16 protein-coding genes and 1 tRNA gene are annotated in these 20,728 nt (G+C 37.8%); 6 read left to right on the forward strand and 11 right to left on the reverse strand.

Going from position 1 to position 20,728, the window contains the following annotated elements; genetic code table 11:
• From VXK47_RS18650 to VXK47_RS18700, 11 genes are all read right to left on the reverse strand, one after another.
• Positions 1–321: hypothetical protein (locus tag VXK47_RS18650; RefSeq protein ID WP_435550294.1), on the reverse strand; the 321-nt coding region annotated here is incomplete at its 3' end.
• 216 nt (positions 322–537) lie between these two features.
• Positions 538–3,768 carry a hypothetical protein gene (locus tag VXK47_RS18655; protein ID WP_435550295.1) on the reverse strand — a complete coding sequence of 1,077 codons (3,231 nt, stop codon included), beginning with the start codon at positions 3,766–3,768 and terminating at the stop codon, positions 538–540.
• A gap of 344 nt (positions 3,769–4,112) precedes the next feature.
• Positions 4,113–4,748 (reverse strand): carboxypeptidase-like regulatory domain-containing protein, encoded by a 636-nt coding sequence (locus VXK47_RS18660; RefSeq protein ID WP_435550296.1) that lies wholly within the window; start codon positions 4,746–4,748, stop codon positions 4,113–4,115.
• A 706-nt stretch (positions 4,749–5,454) separates the two neighbouring features.
• Positions 5,455–5,664 carry a hypothetical protein gene (locus tag VXK47_RS18665; RefSeq protein ID WP_435550297.1) on the reverse strand — a complete coding sequence of 70 codons (210 nt, stop codon included), beginning with the start codon at positions 5,662–5,664 and terminating at the stop codon, positions 5,455–5,457.
• 155 nt (positions 5,665–5,819) lie between these two features.
• Entirely contained in the window at positions 5,820–6,134 is a 315-nt protein-coding gene (locus VXK47_RS18670) for a HEAT repeat domain-containing protein (RefSeq protein WP_435550298.1), read from the reverse strand.
• 200 nt (positions 6,135–6,334) lie between these two features.
• The gene (locus VXK47_RS18675; protein WP_435550299.1) at positions 6,335–6,634 is read right to left on the reverse strand and encodes a type II toxin-antitoxin system RelE/ParE family toxin; all 300 of its coding nucleotides are present in this window, start codon (positions 6,632–6,634) and stop codon (positions 6,335–6,337) included.
• A 3-nt stretch (positions 6,635–6,637) separates the two neighbouring features.
• Positions 6,638–6,916, reverse strand: coding sequence for a type II toxin-antitoxin system Phd/YefM family antitoxin (locus tag VXK47_RS18680; protein WP_435550300.1), 279 nt, complete (start codon positions 6,914–6,916; stop codon positions 6,638–6,640).
• A 277-nt stretch (positions 6,917–7,193) separates the two neighbouring features.
• The gene (locus VXK47_RS18685) at positions 7,194–8,048 is read right to left on the reverse strand and encodes an aldo/keto reductase family protein (RefSeq protein WP_435550301.1); all 855 of its coding nucleotides are present in this window, start codon (positions 8,046–8,048) and stop codon (positions 7,194–7,196) included.
• A 73-nt stretch (positions 8,049–8,121) separates the two neighbouring features.
• Positions 8,122–10,395: a Tex family protein gene (locus VXK47_RS18690; protein ID WP_435550302.1), complete on the reverse strand. Its 2,274-nt coding sequence runs from the start codon at positions 10,393–10,395 to the stop codon at positions 8,122–8,124.
• Positions 10,396–10,455: 60 nt separating this feature from the next.
• Positions 10,456–11,337 (reverse strand): DUF2156 domain-containing protein, encoded by an 882-nt coding sequence (locus VXK47_RS18695; RefSeq protein WP_435550303.1) that lies wholly within the window; start codon positions 11,335–11,337, stop codon positions 10,456–10,458.
• Between the two features lie 4 nt (positions 11,338–11,341).
• On the reverse strand, positions 11,342–11,785 hold the full coding sequence (locus tag VXK47_RS18700) for a hypothetical protein (RefSeq protein WP_435550304.1): 444 nt from the start codon (positions 11,783–11,785) through the stop codon (positions 11,342–11,344).
• Between the two features lie 101 nt (positions 11,786–11,886).
• Here VXK47_RS18700 and VXK47_RS18705 point away from each other — a divergent pair, with 101 nt between their 5' ends.
• From VXK47_RS18705 to VXK47_RS18730, 6 genes are all read left to right on the forward strand, one after another.
• Positions 11,887–12,621, forward strand: coding sequence for a TVP38/TMEM64 family protein (locus VXK47_RS18705; RefSeq protein WP_435550305.1), 735 nt, complete (start codon positions 11,887–11,889; stop codon positions 12,619–12,621).
• Between the two features lie 60 nt (positions 12,622–12,681).
• Positions 12,682–14,094, forward strand: coding sequence for a dihydrolipoyl dehydrogenase family protein (locus tag VXK47_RS18710; RefSeq protein ID WP_435550306.1), 1,413 nt, complete (start codon positions 12,682–12,684; stop codon positions 14,092–14,094).
• A 79-nt stretch (positions 14,095–14,173) separates the two neighbouring features.
• Positions 14,174–14,249: transfer RNA gene (locus tag VXK47_RS18715), tRNA-Asn, on the forward strand.
• A gap of 481 nt (positions 14,250–14,730) precedes the next feature.
• Positions 14,731–14,943, forward strand: a complete 213-nt coding sequence (locus VXK47_RS18720; RefSeq protein WP_435550307.1) for a hypothetical protein — start codon at positions 14,731–14,733, stop codon at positions 14,941–14,943.
• Between the two features lie 11 nt (positions 14,944–14,954).
• On the forward strand, positions 14,955–15,521 hold the full coding sequence (locus VXK47_RS18725) for a hypothetical protein (protein WP_435550308.1): 567 nt from the start codon (positions 14,955–14,957) through the stop codon (positions 15,519–15,521).
• Between the two features lie 69 nt (positions 15,522–15,590).
• Positions 15,591–20,681 (forward strand): hypothetical protein, encoded by a 5,091-nt coding sequence (locus VXK47_RS18730; protein WP_435550309.1) that lies wholly within the window; start codon positions 15,591–15,593, stop codon positions 20,679–20,681.
• The last annotated feature ends 47 nt before the right edge of the window (positions 20,682–20,728 follow it).

A 20,728-nucleotide genomic window follows, 5' to 3' on the forward strand; every position in this document is an offset into this window, starting at 1 on the left:
TTGCCAATAAGGCGTTTTGATTGCGACGCGGTAATCGCTTTGATAGACCGGATTCAAAAGAAAAACTATCGAGCCTATCTGTCCCATAGAAAAAAGAGGCTCGGACAATTGGTTAAAACATAAATATCGTTGTAGGGTTAATACTGATCGAAAGTTTTTTGGATTGATTACCGGAATGCCGTTTGGGGATTTACGCTCAACATACCAACCCGGCAAAGCTACCACTGGCTGGACATTAATGGATTCACCTGTAGCAGAGCTTAGCCATTTAGAAAGCCATTGTGCTTGCCTACAAGCCTGATCAAGAGATTTAGTATCCACCCAATCCGGAAATTGAAGCTTTTTCCCGTCATAAACAACTTTGGCATCGGATTGTCCATTGCCGCTGGTCGGCTTTTGGCGGGCTTTTGTCTCAACGGCACACTCCTGCAGAACCGATTATAATGTGATCAATATTGAATTTATCCGTTGGAAAATCATGATAAACCTCATAACCATATTTGAAAAGAACAATAACTATTTAAAATCAGACTCCTATTATTTTTCGTTTTTATGACAATCCTTTTTGGCTTCCTGTAAACCTTTAATTATGGCATCCCGATTTTGGCCTTCAATAGCTGTAAAAAAAGAAAGTAACCATTGGCGATCAGGCTTTAACTGTTCCGAGTTTTTTATAAAGTGTTTTGTGCCATTAAAAGTCCAGCCTATGGTAAAGTCATCCGGTTGTTGCTTGATTACAGAAATAAGTGTATCAATTTTGCCGGAAACCATATCGGTTTTTTTGAATGCTATCAGGTTTGCGATTTCGATGGCGCAAAGAGGTGTGTAGAGAGGGTCGTTTGTGTTCAATTTAGGTAATAATTGTAATATGAATTCTTCTGCATTAGAAAAAAGTGCAGTAGTAAAATTTGTTTCAACAAACTTGTTCACTGACGAGATAGGGATGTTTTTTAATTTTGTAACCTGGTAAAAACTCAGCTCATAAGCCTTCCCAAATTCAAAAAGTTGCTCATGGTATATGTTGATTGCTCTATCATAAACCGTATTATCTCCCGGATAGACTTTGAGTACATTACAATAACATCCGGCAGCATTGGCCCAGTCTTCCATTAAGTAGTATGTTTCTGCAAGATTGTTATTGGTTTTAGCCCACTGCATGGGAAAGTGTTTATATGTTTGGACCATTAAAGCGTTTTCAAATGCATTTACTGCTTTTCGGAATAATTCATCTTTTCTTACACCTCCTGTCCTCAATGCTTGTTCTTTGAACACAACTGCCAGGTTGTTTTGTATCATGGCCCAGTTTTGAGGCATACCTTCGCGAGTATAGACTGTTAAAGCCGACTTGTATGCTTCAACTGCTTCACCCAACAGTCTCACACGCTCCTCATCTCCTGCAAGGATGCCTTGACGTTGTAATGCATTTCCTATATTGTTTTGTGTTATAGCCCAGTCTTGGGGCAGACCATCGCGGGTATAGACTGTTAAAGCCGACTTGTATGCTTTAACTGCTTCACCCAACAGTCTCACACACTCCTCACCTCCTGCAAGGGTACCTTGATACAGTAATGCGTTCCCTATATTGTTTTGTGTCATAGCCCAGCCGTAAGACAAGCTCTTGCTGGTAAAGACCGTTAAAGCTGCTTTATGTGCTTCGACTGCTTTGCCAAGCAATTTAGCACTTTCTTTATCTTCTCTAAGGATACCCAAATGTTGTAACGCTTTACCCAGACTGTTTTGTGTCATTGCCCAGTCCTGGGGCAAAGTCTCACGGTTATAGACCGTTAAAGCTAAATTATATGCTCTAACTGCTTCACCCAGTAATCTTTCGCTTTCCTCACATCCTGTGCGAATACCCTGATCTTGGAATGCATTCCCCAGACTAACCTGGATTCTGGCCCAGTCCTGGGGCAGAGTCTCACTGCTATAAACTGTTAAAGCTGCTCTATATTTTTCAACTGCCGCACCAAGTAGTTGCGTGCTTTCTTCACCGCCTATGCGGATACCCTGATTTTGTAATGCAAGCCCCAGACTTTCTTGAGCCATTGCCCAGTTCTGAGGCAAATTTTCGCGAGTATAGACAGTTAAAGCTGCTTTATGTGCTTCGACTGCTTCAGTCAGTAATCTAATACTTTCTTCACCTTTTATGCGGATCCCCTTATATTGTAATGCAAGTCCTAAATTGTTCTGCGTTCCAGCCCAGTATTGAGGCAGAGTTTCATTGTTATAGACTGTTAAAGCAGCTCTATATAATTCAACTGCCTTGCCCAGCAATATAGTGCTTTCTTCACCGCCTATGCGGATACCCTGATTTTGTAATGCAAGCCCCAGATTGTTCTGAACCATAGCCCAACCCTGTGGAAAACTCTCGCGAGTATAGACCTTTAAAGCTAAATTATACGCTTTAACTGCCTTACCCAGTAATTTTAAGCTTTCCTCACCCCCTGTATGGATACCCAGATTTTGTAATGCAAGTCCCAGATTGTTCTGGGTTCCGGCCCAGTCCTGCGGCAGGCTTTCACGAGCGTAGACTGTTAAAGCTAAATTATACGCTTCAACTGCCTTACCCAATGAGCTTAAGCCTTCTTCGCCTCCTGCGCGGATTCCCTGATTTTGTAACGCAAATCCAAGATTGTTCTGGGTCATAGCCCAATCCTGTGGCAGACTCTCGCGAGTGTAGACCGTTAAAGCTAACTTGTATGCTTCAACTGCCTTACCCAGTAATTTTAAGCTTTCTTCACCTCCTGTACGGATACCCAGATTTTGTAATGCAACCCCAAGATTGTTCTGGGTCATTGCCCAGTCATGTGGAAAACTCTCGCGAGTGTAGACTGTTAAAGCTAACTTATATGCTTCAATTGCTTTACATAGTAATTTTAAGCTTTCCTCACCTTCTGCTCGGATACCTTGATTTTGTGACACAATCCCCAAATTGATCTGGGTCATTGCCCAGTCGTGCGGAAAACTCTCGCGGGTATAGACTGTTAAAGCTGCTTTATATGTTTCAAATGCCTTACCCAGCAATATAGTGCTTTCTTTGCCTTCTGCACGAATTCCTTGGTTTTCTAACACATGTCCCAGATTATTCTGGGTAGCTGCCCAATCATGAGGCAAAGTTTCTCTGCTATAAATCTTTGATATTGCAAAGTAGCCATCTAATGCTTTTTTAAGATACAATTGGGAGTTATTCCCTTCTACTCTTATGCCTAAATTGAAATATGTATTACTTATCTCACCTCTTAAGGATGCCCACCGTTGAGGAGAAGCTTCCATCTCAACCTCGGACAATGCCTTCTGATAAGCAGAAATAGCTTTTTCAAACAGGTAGTTATTATAATAGGCAATACCGACAAGACTATAATCACGGATGATATTTTCTTTTATTTGCCGCTTTTTTTCGCTAATCCTTTTTTCCTGCTCACTAAGCTCGGCCAATTGTTTTTCATATTGCCTTGCCGACTGATAAGATCTGTCCGCAGCTTCTTTAAAATTTTTCTTGTAAAATGCAGCCAGAGCAAGCTCATGAAAATCCTCTTGTCTTGCTTCAACATCCGCAGCCCATTTATCCAACTCGGCTTTTACCTGCTCAATCCCGAAACCGTATTTTACAGCCCACTGCTTAAGGTAACGGCTCAGATCAACTTCTTTTCGTTCATCATCGGTTTTAAGCTGTGATTTGGGTTTATTGGCGATATTTTCTATTAGTAAGGCAAATGCCTTGCCGCTCATAAAGCGATGAGAACCTTCTTTATCCAAAATAATTTCCACCGGATCTTTCAAACAGTTTGCCGGTATTCTTACTTCACCTGCCAATGGATGGAGTATCTGATACTTTGGCTTTTCCACTTCCAGAGTTACGGTTTCTCCAGCCTTGAAAACATCGGGCAAATAGATTCTGAACATGCCGGTGTTTGTTGTTATATCCGAATCATCTGTGTTTTTAATACGCACAGTAGTGTTTGTAACAGGAATTCGCTTATCATTTTCACCAAGAATATAAACGGTTCCGCGCAACTCTTGTTTAGCTATTGCCGATAAAGCCGGGCATAAGGCAAAACAAACAATAAGACAAAGGATAATTTTAAGATAAATATAAGAATAGGCTTCTTTTATCATGGCGTTAGCACCATCTTGAAACTCAGATTGGTATTTCCCAACGTAACATCCTGCCTATGTGTTTTAAAACCTTGTTTTTGGGCCATCAGCCGCACAGAAGAATTTTTTTCACCTTTAATTTCAAAAGAAAACTTACCCTGACTATTGGTAAGGTCACTTACTTCATACTCTGAAATGGTTACATTTACTCCGGGTAAAGGCTCGCCATCCCGATCCAAAATGAAGCCCACAAGTGGCTGTTTTAGAACTTCGGGTGGCAAAGCTGTATCTAAAATTAATTTCGGAGGGTTCATAAAGCAAATCAGTACAAATAAGGCAATTGCTCCACTGGCTGCTACGAGTCCCTTCTTTCCAACAGGCAGATCGACTTTTAAGAATCCGGGGATTGTAGCGCCAAAAGCAGCAGCAGCCAACGCAATAATGATACGAAAGATAAATGTCTGAAAATCTGTGGGATGAGGGATAAAAATTGCGATTATAAGCAGAATAACCAAAAATGATAAGCCGCTTACGACAGATACTGTGGTTGCCCACCCGGGAATTTTTGAATGTGAGTAAATTTCTTTATTTTCCCTTTCCTGTTTGGGAGTCTGCGTATCTCCTTTGATTTCTGTTTTGGTTTTATCAGTCATGTTTTATCCTTTAAAAACATAAGTAGCTATAAATCTTTGTTCATAAGGACTTTGAATTATTTTGATTAGATAACCTGATTAATCTAAAGTTTCATATAAACTGTTAACATATATTTTACAATATCCAAATTTCATAGCAAATCGTGATTTTTTAAGAAGAAAAAATAAAAAGGGAGGCCGATATCGATGGTTTGATGAATACTACTCAATCTATTATCCCGGACATAATGTATTTACTGGATACCGGCCTTCGCCGGCATGACGTGGTAAAACGGTATGACGTAAAAGTAATTAAATAATTTTAACAGCGTTAATAAAATTTATGGAAAACAGGAATAATATTGAAGGCGATTTATTACATTGCTTCGGGAAGCTTTATATCGGAATCTTACATACTGCTGAAAATTATAATGTCCTTTATTTCATGTTTTATATTGGAAGGACATTTTATGGAAAAAGCTTATATATATCTTTTCGGTGGGCAATTCGGTTGCAGATTATAATTTTCTTATGTTTGTCTAATGTAATTCCAATTCTGTACTGTCCGATACGAATCTTATATTTTCCGGTGTATCCTCTCATTTGCTCAATATATCCGAGGCTGAACAGGTTCTCACATATGAGATCCTCAAAGACGATCTTTTCCGCCTGAATCTGAACCTCTGTTGGGAGTTTAGAAAGTTCCTTTATGAAATGCTTCTTATATTCAACTTTCCACATCATCTTTTAATAACTTATATAATTGTTTCGCCTCATGTATGGAAAGCTGCTCATCATCGGCTACTTCATCCATCAGCTTTGCCAAACCATGGTTCTCAATGATTTCTTCTATAAGTTCAAATTCCCTGATAGGAATCTGAACTGCTATGGGTTTTTGATTTTCATCAAGAACGATATTTTTATGGAGTTCAAGCATTTAAACCTCTGAGTTAGGATTATTTTACTATTGTTAAAATTACATAGCATATATCAATCTATAAAACTTATAATCAATTTACAGATATTTTGCAAAGCTAAATAAATTCATGATTATTAAGCACTTAATTTTATATTTCCTTAGAGTAACAGCCTTTATCTCATCATAGAAAGCGCCTTTTGCGCCGCTGCCCTCACAGACGGATCATCATCTTTAAGAGCAGTTCTTGGTGGTTCTACCGGCCACCCCGCCGCCTCACTGCCCAGATACTCTGTTATACGTCCCAGCGATAGCGCCGCTGCTGACCGCACATTTGCATTTTCATCATTTAATGCTTTTATAAGAGGCTTTATTGAACGGGTATCGCTGTTCATGCCGGCAAGTATAAAAGAACCCGGTATTTCAGCTGCCAAAGATCTTACTGCGGCATCAGAGTCTGAAAGCATCTCAATCAGTAATAATATAACCACAAATACTGATTAATATTGCGATATTTTTAAGGTCAAACCCGGTGTTGAAAAAATTTTAGTTCCTGGTGACCTATTGATTACAACGGAGCCCCCTATTCCCATTAAACCGATTCCGATTACAAGAAGACACCCACGTATTTTAAGAGATTTACCGGTATTCATCATCAAAAGAATTTATCCCATAATAAATGGGGTTTACTTTAATTGTCCTCAAGCTCTTCTATCCTTAAAAGACGATGCCCTTCAAATACTGTTAGTATTTCAATTCTTTTTAAAGATACCCGATATATTATGCGGTATCTTTTCGCAATCAGCTCCCTGATATTTTCATTTCCTACTTCGGGTACTACCCGGCCAATTTTGGGATGTTCTATCAATGTTTCTGCTTGCTCTATCAAGTAGTTTATAAAATTTACCGCTCTGTTTGGGCTGTCTTTAGAAATATATTCTTCGATTTCCGCCAATCTTTCTAATGCTTCTTGTGTCCATACAATTTGCATTTATTATACTCTTCTTTTTTCGAGTTTGGCTCTGAGTTCTTCGGTTGTGAATATATTTCCTTTCTCTAAATCGGAAATCCCACGGCCAATTGATTCGATCAAAGATTTTTGATAAATGAGTTCTTCAAAATCATCAGGGGTAAGAAGTACTCCTGCCGGTTTGCCGTTTTGCGTGATAACCATTGGCCGACCTGTAGTTTTGATATTCTTGAGATATTTTGAAACCTGCACTTTGAACTCTGCGACCGGCACAATATCATTTGCTACATTTATTTGTTTCATTATAGTCTCCTATATTATGATCTATATATTGATCCTAATATAGCTCAAAATGATTAATATGCAAATTGTTTTATTGACTTAAGCCAGTTTCAAAACATACCATTCAGGCCGATCTGTGCGTTGGGCTCAAATTTTGCACGCAGTGAAGCATAGCGCTATCCTCAAAATACTGAATGTATTTATATGGTTAAAATTTTAGCGCACCTTGACCTTGACCAAACTGAAACGTATTGAAAGTGGCCCGATGGTAAATATTATTTATAATGTGACTAAAATCTTATACTTGATTTAGCAAGTTACTTATATTCTTTAAATCTTCTATGGAAAGTTTGAAATCGAATACATTCAGATCTTCTTTCATATGCTGCTCAGAACATGTTCCGGTAAGAGGAACAATGCCTGTTTGATTGAGATAACGGAAAAATATCTGTTCCTTGGTTTTGTTATGCTTTTTAGTAATAGTACTGACTATAGAGCTGGACAGAATATGAGGATTTGCGGTAAGAGTCCAAAAACTCTGGTAGATAATTCCATGATCGGCACACCAGTTACGCAACTGTGCATCGTATCCCGTTTCACGATAAAACCTGTTTTGTACTACAGCAGGCTTTACAGCAGCATCTGCATAAAGTTTTTTCAATATCTCCAAATGATAGCAGTTGGAAATTCCCAATTGACGGGCTTTACCGTCTTTTTGAATTGTTTCCATCGCATTCCATGCTCTCATCAATAAATCGTGAGGTGTCAATGGCGAATGAAGTAAAAGAGAATCTATATATTGTGTCTTAAGGTTTTTCCTCGATACCTCAAATGATTGGGCAACTTGTAACTCTATAGGGGCATTTTTATCATATGGCACTTGCAGTGGATCCTGACCTGAAAGCGGGGTAAACTTGGTTTGCAGAAACAAGCTTTCACGTTCGATACCTTGTTCTTTCAGTCTGTCAAACGCTTCGCCTATCAAGTGTTCTTCATAATGTTTCGGCTGACAGGCGGTGTCGATACCTTCATATCCTGCCTGGATTGCTTTAACAACAAGATCTGCCGTGCGCTCTTTTTTCCAGGCTGTGCCATAAATAATCCATGGCATCTTAACCCCGGCCTCAGTTATAAACCATTTCCGATCTTCCATGATTAAATTTCCTATAGCCGTTATTATTCTGATATACTATCACAAATTAAAGGATTTATTCTAACGAAGCCGTTTATACTTTATGTATATTTAAAAGTTTTTCAAAAGGGTTATTAAAAGGAGTATTTTTCGGTTTTACGGGTTGCACCTGTTTCTTAGAAAACTTTTTGTTTTTTCCTTGTTCAGGTATATTTTCAGATTTTATTTTTTCTCCCGGGACTTTTTTCATGGAAAGCGAAATTCTTTTTCTGTCAATATCAACATCTAATACAGTAACAGTGACCTTCTGTTGAACTTTTACTACATCAGCCGGATTCTTAACATATCTGTCCGACAGCTCACTCACATGAACAAGACCATCCTGATGAACTCCCACATCCACAAATGCTCCAAATGCCGTAACATTTGTCACAATACCCGGAAGTTTCATGCCTGCCCTTAAATCTTCCATCTTTTCTATCCCGCTTTGAAAGGCAAATTCTTCCAGTTCTTTTCGCGGATCACGCCCTGGTTTTGCAAGTTCTTCCAGTATATCATTTAAAGTCGGAATACCGACTTCTTCCGTAACATATTTTTTAATGTCAATATTGCTTCTTTTTACCGGATCATTTATTAAATCCTCAACACTGCATGAAAGATCTTCGGCCATTTTATATACAATATGATAACTTTCCGGATGCACTGCGCTCGAATCGAGAGGATTCTCTCCTTCTATTATTCTTAAAAAACCTGCCGACTGCTCAAATGCTTTTGCTCCAAGACGGGAAACTTTTTTAAGCTTACTTCTTGATTCAAAAGGTCCGTTTTCATCTCTGTATACAATAATATTTTTTGCAAGCTGAGGCCCAAGGCCTGAAACATATGTAAGAAGCTGAACACTTGCTCTGTTTACATCCACACCAACTTTGTTAACACAGCTTATAACAACATCATCAAGAGATTTTTTAAGAGCACTCTGGTCAACATCGTGCTGGTATTGGCCCACACCGATTGACTTAGGATCTATTTTAACAAGCTCGGAAAGCGGATCCATAAGCCTTCTTCCTATAGATACCGAACCTCTTACCGTTAAATCAAGATCGGGAAACTCCTCTCTTGCCGTTTCTGATGCGGAGTAAATTGACGCACCGCTTTCGTTTACCATGATAACCGGTATTTTTCCGGAAAATTCAATATTTCTTAAAAATGACTCCGTTTCCCTTCCTGCCGTACCATTTCCTATTGCTATAGCTTCAATTTCAAAACGTTCACAAAGTTCCTTTGTTTTTAAAACGGCTTCATTTTCACCTTTTTCGGAAAAGTGAGGATATATTGTATCGTGATGAAGAAGTTTTCCCTGACGGTCAAGACAAACGACTTTACAACCTGTTCTGAACCCCGGATCAATTCCCATCACCCGCTTTGCCCCTAATGGCGGAGATAAAAGCAGGTGGCGAAGATTTTCGGCAAAAACCCTTATTGCTTCGGCATCAGCCTTTTCCTTGGTAAAAAGTCTTGCTTCGGTTTCCATTGAACGTGAAAGCATCCTCTTATAACTGTCATGTACTGCCATTCTCACCTGTCCGGAATCTTTGCCCTCAGTTCTAACAAAGAGTTTTTCAAGTAAAGCAAGTGCATCTTCTTCCAAAGGTGCAAGGGTTAAATTAAGAATATCTTCCTTTTCCCCTCTGCGCATCGCAAGAACCCTGTGAGAAGGAGCATTAGATGCGGGCTCCAGCCAATCAAAATAATCTTTATATTTTACTCCATCCTGTTCTTTCCCGCTTGCAACTTTACAAATAAACATACCCTTTGCAGCAAAAAGATCTCTTAACAAAGAGCGCGCCTGCTGATCTTCATTTACTATTTCGGCAATTATATCCCTTGCACCCGAAAGAGCATCTTCAACTGTTTCTACCCCCTTTTCGATATCAACAAATGATAAGGCTTCCTGATCAGGATCGGCTCCTTCCTGTTTGAAAATAAGCAGAGCAAGAGGCTCAAGACCTTTTTCCTTTGCAACAGCCGCTTTGGTACGACGTTTTGGCTTAAAGGGAAGATAAATATCTTCTAATACCGCAAGTGTTGGGGCGGCAATTACTTTCTCGCGGAGTTCATCAGTAAGATGACCGTGTTGTTCCAAAGATTTTAAAACAGCCTCTTTCCGGCTATCAAGCTCTTCCAGTCTTCCAAGCATATCTCTTATGGAAGCAATTACTACTTCATCAAGACTTTCCGTAGCCTCTTTCCTGTAGCGCGCAATAAAAGGAATTGTTGCACCTTCCGAGAGTAACTGACAAACAGCTCTTACCTGTAACAATGTTAAATTCAGCTCATTTGCAATATTTGATATATGTATTTCGTTCATTATTTCCCTTATAATTTTATTACTTCTGATTTACGTCTTTGTGATAGCGCTTTTAAGCTTTCAGGATATTACTACCCTGTATTTTTTAATATAATCAAGCGGATTATAAGAAAGCTTTGCTTTTCTTAAACTCTCGTCATCAAGATCCTGTTCCCTGTTTACCTTTTCATATCCTTTACCGTTTTTTTCAAGAAATACCCGGTTTATTGCCTGATAAGCTCCCTTATATTCCTGATTTGCTTTCTCAAAGTGAATAAGCAAAGTATCATCCGCAATACTTTCTGCAACAGTATAGGCAACAAATTTGCCATCCACCTTAAGTGCTCCGCCTTTTAGGCCATAAAGCTTTTCCCATACTTTTAAAATCTTTTCAATCACACGGTTTTCAGACGAAAGAGTTTCGGTTGCTTCACAATCCCGCCATGTGCACCAGTCAGCCTGCATGGAAACAGCTTGCTCGATGATATCAGGAGTTAAAGGAATATATTCGTGGTTGTATGATTTAATAAATTGTGAAAAAAGATTTTTCTTTTTATGGAAGCGGTTTCCTTTTAATTCTACAAGATCTTTTACCGAATAAAGATAGTCCCAGTGCCCTCTTGCTTCTTTTATATCCATATGCCTGATCGCACAATTTTTCCAGATATTAGCAAGAGTTTCCGGGACTCTGATAAAAACTGAATATCCGGTAATGTCAGTTTCTATAATTTTTTCCCAGTCGGCGTTTTCCCAATCACCAACAGGCGCCCAGTAAACAATTTCAGGCCTTGTCTGCCTTATCCATATAAGATTTTTGTCCCTGGCCAGCTCAATTCCATATTCATCCGCCCAACCCCATATATTTACAAAACTATAATCCGAAGCCTTTTGTGAACATTTATGGAAGAATCTGAGATAATCATTCTGGATTTCAATTGATACCGGTTTAAAAAGCAAAGACATATATTCATCTTTGCTGTATTTTATTTTTGTTCAGATTTATGATCGCATCTCTAAATGAAATATATTCGCCATCATTACCATATGTTATATAAGGAACGACTCTGGGTTTATTATAAACTATCCTTGATATACCTTCCCTGAAACTAAAAAACTTTTCCTCTTCTTGCTGTGATAAATAATGCTCGGATTCAGAAGTTTTTTTTGTTTCATTAATTTCTTCATCAACAATCGGTTCATATATAAAACCGTTTTTTGCAGGAATTGCTCTTACCTTTATATTTATTTTACCGTTTTCGGGTCTCGCCCCAATCCGGTCTATAGCTTCCCGGCTGAAAATGTTTAACTCATCTACCCTGTTTTTAACCATAGGCTCATTCCCGGCTGATAAAGGCAGCGAAATCAGCATAATAAATGAAAAAACCATAAGAGATTTAACAATTTTTTTCATACAGCCCCCTGATTATCATTATATAATTAAGCTTTCATTATATTCTGTTATTTATTAGTTTTGTCTGTATAATATCATTACTGTTTATTTCGGTCAATTTAATGTTTTCTGTAGTAATTTTTCAGGCTTTCTATGAATCTGCCGGCATTGAAAGGATACGAATGAAAAAGAAAAAACTATTTATAGTACTGTTTGTTGTAGTTATAGTAATTATATTTTACATGGCCGGTCTTGAAAAGTACGCATCTCTTGATTATCTCAAGCTCCGGATGAGCGAATTTATTGATTATTACAACACACACATGCTTTTTGTTATTTTTGCCTATGCAGCGGTTTATATAGTGGTTACAGCTTTAGCGCTGCCAGGGGCTGCCGTTATGACACTTGCTGGCGGCGCCGTATTCGGAGTTTATATCGGCACTGCCGTTGTTTCTGTTTCATCTACTATAGGAGCAGCGCTTTCTTTTGCCGGTGCAAGATATCTGTTTCGGGACTGGATAGAAAGTAAATACAAAAATAATCTTGTGAAGTTTAACGAAGGTATTGAAAAAAACGGTTTTAATTATATTCTGTTTCTAAGGCTTGTTCCATTATTTCCATTTTTTATAATCAATCTTGTTCTCGGGCTCACAAGAGTAAAGCTGAAAACCTATGTGCTTACAAGCTGGATAGGTATGCTACCTGGCACTTTTGTATTTGTTTACGCAGGAAAGCAGCTTTCAGGAATTGATTCCGTTAAATCAGTAATGTCCGGGCGGGTGTTGCTTGCTTTATCTATGCTGGGACTGCTTATGCTGGTTCCTCTGCTTTATAAAAAGATAAAATCAAAAATGTAAAATAAAGGACACATAAAAAGACGCACAAATAGTTATTAAAGTTTGAAAGAGGAGGCTTTCGTGAAATATGACTATCAGATTGCAGTAATTGGTGCAGGAAGCGCCGGCCTGTCTACAGCTGCCGGAGCTGCCGGGCTTGGAGCAAAAGTTGCTCTTATAGAACAGGATAAGATGGGTGGAGAATGCTTAAACAGCGGCTGTGTTCCTTCAAAGTCATTTTTACGTTGTGCACACCAGGCCGCAGAAATTAAAAATAGTTCAAAATACGGCATCCTGGCTTCATTTGAAGGAGTCGATATGAAAGCTTTGATGCAAAGAGTGCAAGGCGTTATTAGAGAAATTGAACCGCATGATTCCGCCCAAAGATTTAAAAGCCTTGGAGTTGATGTGATTTCCGGCCAGGCTCAGATTACCGGGCCAAACAGCATAAAAGCAGATGGAAGGGAAATAAGCGCCAAATACATTGTTATTGCAACAGGTTCTGAAGCCATAGTGCCACCGATAAAAGGACTGCTGGAAACAAAGCACTATACAAATCGTGATATCTTTTCTCTTGAAAAATTGCCGGAAAAGCTTGTGATACTTGGCGGAGGCCCTATCGGGCTTGAACTCGGCCAGGGATTTTGCCATCTTGGTTCCAAAGTAGCGGTTATAGACATGGCTCCAAAACTTTTTACAAAAGATGACCGCGAGGTTGGCGCTCTGATGGAAAAAATTATGCGCTCTGATGGCATGGAGTTTTATCTTGGTGCAACAATTGTAGAGATAAGAAAAGATGGTGAATCAACATTTGTACGCATCAGCAAGGATGGAAAAGATACATATCTTGAATTCGACACTCTTCTTGTAGCCCTTGGCCGGGCGGCTGTAACAGACGGGCTGGGACTTGCCGATGCCGGAGTTGCAACCGATAAAAGAGGTTATATAATAACAAATAAACGACAGCAAACAAGCACACCATCAATATATGCCTGCGGTGATATTTGCGGGCCTTATCAGTTTACTCATATGGCCGGATACCAGGCAGGAATTATTCTTCGAAACATTATATTCAAACTTCCCGCAAAGGCAAATTATTCTGCCGTACCCTGGGTAACTTATGCAATGCCGGAAGTGGCTCATGTTGGCTATACTGAGGATACGGCAAGAGAAAAAGGATTGTTGGGAGATATATCCCTTGAATATTTTAATGAAATCGACCGATCAAAAACCGAAGATGATACAGCAGGATTTTTAAAAATTGTAATGGATAAAAAAAAGCGCATTATCGGGACAACTATTGTAGGCAAAAAAGCAGGTGAAATGATTGGGCTTTCAGCTATTGCGATAAAGAAAAAGATCAAAGCCACATATTTTATGAATATGATCTTTCCATATCCTACAGAATCTGAAATTTACGCTCTGGCATCCAGAAATATTGCAAAGCAATCTCTGAAACCATGGATGAAAAAAATTATAAGGATGCTGATATAAAAATATCAAAAAGCATCAGGAAATTTTTCTTGACTTTGCACCCATTCTTTAATAGATAAACAGTTCTTTAAAAGACTGATCCCCAGTAGCTCAGCAGGTAGAGCAAGTGGCTGTTAACCACTGGGTCCGCGGTTCGAGTCCGTGCTGGGGAGCCAAACAAATCAAGGACTTAGATAAAATACAAATCTAAGTCCTTTTTTATTCCCCACAACATTCCCCACACCACTTTATAAAAACAAATGTGAGATTGTGAGATGCCAAATGGATTGATTAGGGGGGTGTCCTGTTTTCTGATTAAGAAGGAATTAAATATTTTCTGATTTTTTGAAATCAAACAAAAGACTTTCAATAAGCTAACTATCATATTATAATTAATGATAGTTAGCTTATAGTTTTTTGTGTCTGGATAAAATGATTGAAAATGAATTTAGGACTGAAATTAAATTTGCGGTATTTCTGCGTTAAAACTAGTATTTCTTTGTTATTATTAACATGCTTAAATATCTATAAAAAATTGAGCTGTGGAATTTTATTTACCGCAAAGAAGTATTTCTGTGCTAAAAAGGCGGAATCATATCAAAAGATATAAAACCGGCGCTGAGGCAGTGCTTAAAGATTATATATGATCGTGAATGCATGATTAAAAATAAGCTTGAAAAAGGTTATGCGGAAAGTAAAATAGTTGAAGAAAGAATAATTTTTGGCAATAAAACAGATTTCGATGAGCCAATGAGATCATACTGGTACAATGGTTACGAAACGGCTTTTAACAATCATTTCAAACTTATTGAAAATGGGGGTATATTAAACCGGTTTCCGGCTGTTTGTGATATACTCCAAAATATTTAAGGAGGAAAAAAATGAGTCCGAAAGCTACAATAAAAGGCACAGATGATCAGTCAGAGCTTAATTATAAAAACCCGTCCGTATTATTTGGAGGAGACCTGACGATTTTTAAAACACCGGTAAGCGGGGTTTACTATCATGAGAACAATGACGATATCCTGCTTATCTACCAGGCAACTGATGCGAAACCGGTGGGGGTTAAGGTCAGCGATATCAATGTGCAAATGCAAAGCATGTTTGATCTTATAGGGGTTAAAGCGCCGGAAGCAATTGATGTATTGTCTGCGATACCGGAAAATATCAAAGACATTATCAAGGACTATACTTTAAGCTTGCATGTTATCTATCTTAAAGTTGCTAAAACAAATCCGGAAGCAAGTGTAGAATATGCTTTGTGGATATCTATAGATCTGGATGATGAAAAGAAAACAGAATTAAAGGGCAAACTGCCGGTTGTATTGGATTCTCTTTTTCTTAAAATCTGGTCTACGAAAGATGATGAAGTCCTGAAAAATATGAACATTTCTCAAATCGAGCAATTAATTAATTCCGAGAAGAAGCAAAAGTCGCTAACGTCTTAGCTGTTTAAGAACCGGCTCCTGACTGCCGGACAGATCTTTTGGCGTTTTGCAGGAAAAAGGAAAATGCTTATGGATGAAAAGCCATATAGTCAGCCAGATCTGCAATTGGGTGGATATTTTTCTCTGCCCGAACTTGATGGGATTTCATTTTTCGGTTGTTACAGGCATACGGAAAATAAAGACACTTTCTATGCAATAGCCCAAAATACCCCCTCATTAACCGCATTGCTTAATAAAATCGGGATCCCCATACTTTCCTTTATACCGGATGTTAAATTTGATGAACTTTCTATTACGATCGACAGTGAAAAAGAAATACATCTCAGGGGGTCAGTCAAACTTAAAGAAGAAGTATTTAAAATAGCAGACCAAAAGCTTAATATCGCCACGCTTGAGTTTGATTTTTTTCAATCTAAAAAAGCAAATAAGCTTACAATATCGCTTATGGGGCATGATATAGCAAAGATTGATAAAATTGATGCCAAGATTAAAGAATATAAAATTGAATTTCAATACGGCAAAAAAGATGAAGATGAAAAAGCCGAATGGCATATCGGAGGCAAATTATTCATTGAAGTATTTGAACGCCTTTTATCTTTTAGTCTGGAGACTACCCGATTAGACGGCAGTACTGCATTATCTTTTAAGGCAGGATTGCAACCAATAGTAGCTAAAGCTTACTTTTCCGATATCAAAGGTTTGGATTTTGAAGTATTGGAACAGGAGTTATATGAAAAAGGAATTCTTGAAAAATCCGATAAATACGGATGCTATCAATTAAAAGATGGCATACAATCAGACCTTCTGCAACTAAGCAAACCTTTGCTTCCTTATCAGTCAGAAATACAATCAGCCCTGGAAAAAATAAATAATGTCAAAAAATCAGTAATAAAAATTCCGGATTTGCTGAATGACAACAGAACGCTGTTTGAAGTTGAACCAATAGAATTTAATATCGGATTAGAATATTCCAACAGCAAATTCAGCAAAATCGGATTATCAATAAGTTCAAATTTAACCATGTACAGCACCTGGCAGGAACATTCGGAACTGTTTAAGATTGAGAAAGGAACTCTTGCCGCTTCTTTCAATAATAATAGCAAAGAGTTTAAACTGATCTTTACTGCTTATGATTGCGAAGTAAAGCCGCTGAATGTTGTTGGACTTGTGCCGGGTATGCCGGATGCCTTGCATGCACTTTATAATGACAGGATTAAAGAAGAAGCATTTATGAACATGCTTTCCCTTAACTTAAACGAAGCTCATTTTATTAAAAAAGGCGCTGTTTATGATATTGGCGGAAGCGTAAAGCTGTTTCTAAACGATGGATTAAAAACAGTCAGTGAAGATTTATATGCTGCTTTGGATGCAATTTTTCCAGACACAGGAGACAAACGTTTCATTCAGGGAGGCATTTATTATAATTTGGAAGAAGGTCTTGTTTTTGATCTTGTCAATAACAATGGCATTGAAATTTCCAACCTTTTTGATAAGGCTTTGCAAGGTATTGCGCCGGAACTTAAAGGAAAAATTAAAGCAGACATTCGTTTCGATCCTGATGAAGCATTTGATTTTGGCAAGTCCTATATAATTCTTGAACGGATTCAGCTGGCTATCAAAAAAGAAGTCACCTTAACCGCAACGATTGCTTTCGGTCTGCCATCAAAATTAAACGACAGACTTTTTGGCGCAGGTGAATTAAACGGTATAATCAATACATATGATAAAAAATTATTGAAACCGGAATTCACCAAAAATAGTCAGCAAATTCAGGATAATCTTATCAGAGTATCTCTAACTCTTGGCACTGAAGGGATTAGCGGACAGCTGGATAATTTTGATCTGATTAACAGAAAGAAACTGGAAGCTGTTACAAAAGGCCTGACAAGCTTTATCGTTGAAGAGAGTAATGCTTTAATCATCGATTTTGATACTCTTGCAAATAATAAATCCACAAAAGAAACTAAAGGCCGCTATGGTAAGATAAGCATAGAAAAACCAAAATTTGTTCTTAACCTGAAAAACGGCGCATTTTCGGTAAGCGGCGGCTTTAGAATACTGAGTGAACATCTTAAACTGCCTGTGCGCGGGGTTGTTGAAAAAATCGGGGCTCTTTTACCCTTAAATGAGGCCGGTTCGGCTGTGTTAAAAGAACTGAGTAAACAGATGACCGATGCTATTTCTATAAAATCAATCGACTTTATAAAAGATAATAAGCTTGATCTTACTGAAATTGAAAACCACTTTAAACAATTTCTTCCGGAAAAAGATCAAAAGCAGGAGTTTTTCCCCATAGAATTCAGAGACCTTATAGCAGAAAAATCGGATGAAATTGTTAAATATTTTCCAAACAGATTTAAAGAATTCTTAAGTGTTAAAATACCGCAGGAATTGTATTTCAAATTTGAAATGACTGCGGATAAAAGTCTTTCTTTTGCAGTTGAAGTTTTAGAAAACAAAAATAAGAAGAATAAAGACTTTTCCGATTATATACAATTTCTGGTTCCAGATTTTACTACTGTTGTTCCTGTAAACTGGTATGGGATACGTCTTAGAAAAATCGGTTTTGGAACGGCTTTGTTTAATCAATGCTTCAGGCTTGATCTCTCGGTTGAAATTGAGCAGTTTAACTTAATTCAGATGATAGCCGGAAATGAGATATCCCAGTTACGCAACAAAGATACAAAACTGGATTTTATATTGCCTGATCCTGATAAGTTCTGTCAGACTTTTAAAGCAAATAATCTTGTGGTAATTATATTTCTGCTTAAAATTCCGGCTCCTGTTCCTGTTATTCCAATTCCGGTTCCTTTGTTTTACGATAGATTGTATATGAAACATTGCGGGATTGATGGGCTGGATTCCGAATTCAATGTTGAGTCGCCATATCCTGAATTAAATATTATTAAAGGATTTAAGGAGCTAAGTGATTGTATAAATTTCTTTAAAAATGACGATTCGGTTTTACCAGTACCTTCTCATGCTCTTGCCGAAACCGGAAATAAGGACAATAGCGACAGTTTGTTGCGCCCTTTTGAAGCAGGGCCTATCTATCTTGAGCTGCCCGGTATTATCGGATACGAAAAGAACAGTAAAAATAAAATCAGATTGGACTTTTCAGACAGAAGGGATTTTAATGCTTTAGATATAATACATCTGTATACCAATGCTTTAAAGTACAGTGTTCTTTCTTTAAAAGAAAAAATGCCTTACAGTATCCCGATTTATAAAACAGATCTTAGAGAACAGCCGGTAAACTATTTACTTACATATCTTCCGGCCAAACAGCGTATGGGTTCTGTTGATGTTGTTTTATTTGCTCTCTTTGATATCAGCTTTACATGGGCGATGATTACACCGGATGAATTCAACAACACATATAAACCTGGCTCAAAAGCGATAATTACATCCGGTATTATGGCGCAAGAAGAACAAGGTGTAGTACTTTTTCTTGAGGGTGCCTTTAAAGTGGTGGGTGAGGTGAGCATAAATGTTGCTCTGATTAATGTGTTGAATGAATCTACTGGCTTAACTACAGATATAGAATTTAACACATATGTTGCCGATATCCTTCAACTGCATTTATGGGGGGCTTTGAAAGTTAATCCTGAAGCAAAACAAGATATGTTTATGCTTGCGGGCGCCAGTTCTTTTAAGCTTTGGGATATATGTGTGATGAAGGGAAGTTTCAAACTGGTGGCAGACTCAGATCCTCTTATCGAGTTTAGCGGCCTATTGGATTTGTTTCCGGATGAATCTTCACCGGTAAAACTCTACACCGGACAAAGTAAAGGAAAGAAAGGTCCTGCAATCGGACATATTGATAAAAAAGGTATTTTGTATAAAGGCGGCATACATCTGGAAGCAGGAAGTTTTTATCTTGGCGGCAGCACCCAGGTGATTGCCGATGAAAAGCAAAACATATGGGATATAACTTTAAATTGCAGCAAAACCGATATTAAACTTAAGGTCTTTGCGGAAAACGATTCATTGCTTATAAAAGGATACGCTGATTCTGTTATCCGGATTGGTAATGATATATCCATTACAGCTGATAGTACCGGTTTAAAAGGCCCTGAAACAACAATCATATTAAAAAGAATCAACGGTCTGCTGTCTCTCGATACTTTTCGGTTTGATGGTGCTATTTCAATATTAGGGAATTTATCAAATACTCAAATCAACATTAATCATGATCAATTTTCTCTGAGCACCAAAACCGAAATTGCAGGCATTGGCAGCATTTTAGAAATAACCGGGGAAAACCTGCTGGATGTTTCATCATATAATTTATCAGGAACCTTAGACCTGACTGAATTTAACAAGTTTGTTGAAGGCTTTTTGGAACCGTTTCAAATAAATACTGCTGATGCAATAAATAAAATCGGGAAAGTGGATGCAGCTGTTGCTGATCTGGTTGAAATGCAAAGAAAAAAAGATTTTATTATTCAGATGGATAATAAATACAGCAAAAGAAAAGGTTTCGATGGGTTTGATTATGTTGTTCCTCCAATATTTCATATTAAATACTGGGTTAATCTGTCTAAGCAGAAAATCAGTCCGGGTCCTGCCTGGAAAGTTGCAGAAAACCTGAAAAAAGCAGATAGGATTCGACAGCAAGAGACATATAACTTGAGTGGTATAAATTGGACAGATGAAGATGTAAAAGAAGTAAAACAATATTGGCAATACAGAAAAGACCTCGGAATAGAAACAGTATATCCAAAAAGAAATGATTTTGATCGATGGATTAAGGGAACTATAAGTGATTTGACAAATAAAGTCAAAAATGCCGAAAATAATATTCTTAATGAAATTAAAAATATATCCAACAATTTTAATCATATATTAAAGGATTTACATATTGATTCGATAGTATCTGATCAGGTTAATAATACATTTAACCAGACAATCACAGAACTTAAAAAAATAAACGATGAATTAGCCCGATGCATAAAAAACAAAATTATGATTGTCAGAATCGATGAGATTAAATACAGCAATCTATCTATATCTGCTCTTAAATCAAAGAAATTTACTGCAAATGTCACTTACAGTTTTCTGGGAAGAGAACCATCAGTATTAAATAATATAAATATTAATCCGGATGATCCGGCACTCCTTATAACAAATATATGCAAAGAAGTACTATCGTTATAATGTGCAAAGAGCTGTTTGTGTCAGTATTGGATGTTATGCCTGATGAT

The organism is Desulfobacterium sp. N47 (assembly GCF_051233685.1).
Lineage (GTDB): Bacteria > Desulfobacterota > Desulfobacteria > Desulfobacterales > RPRI01 > RPRI01.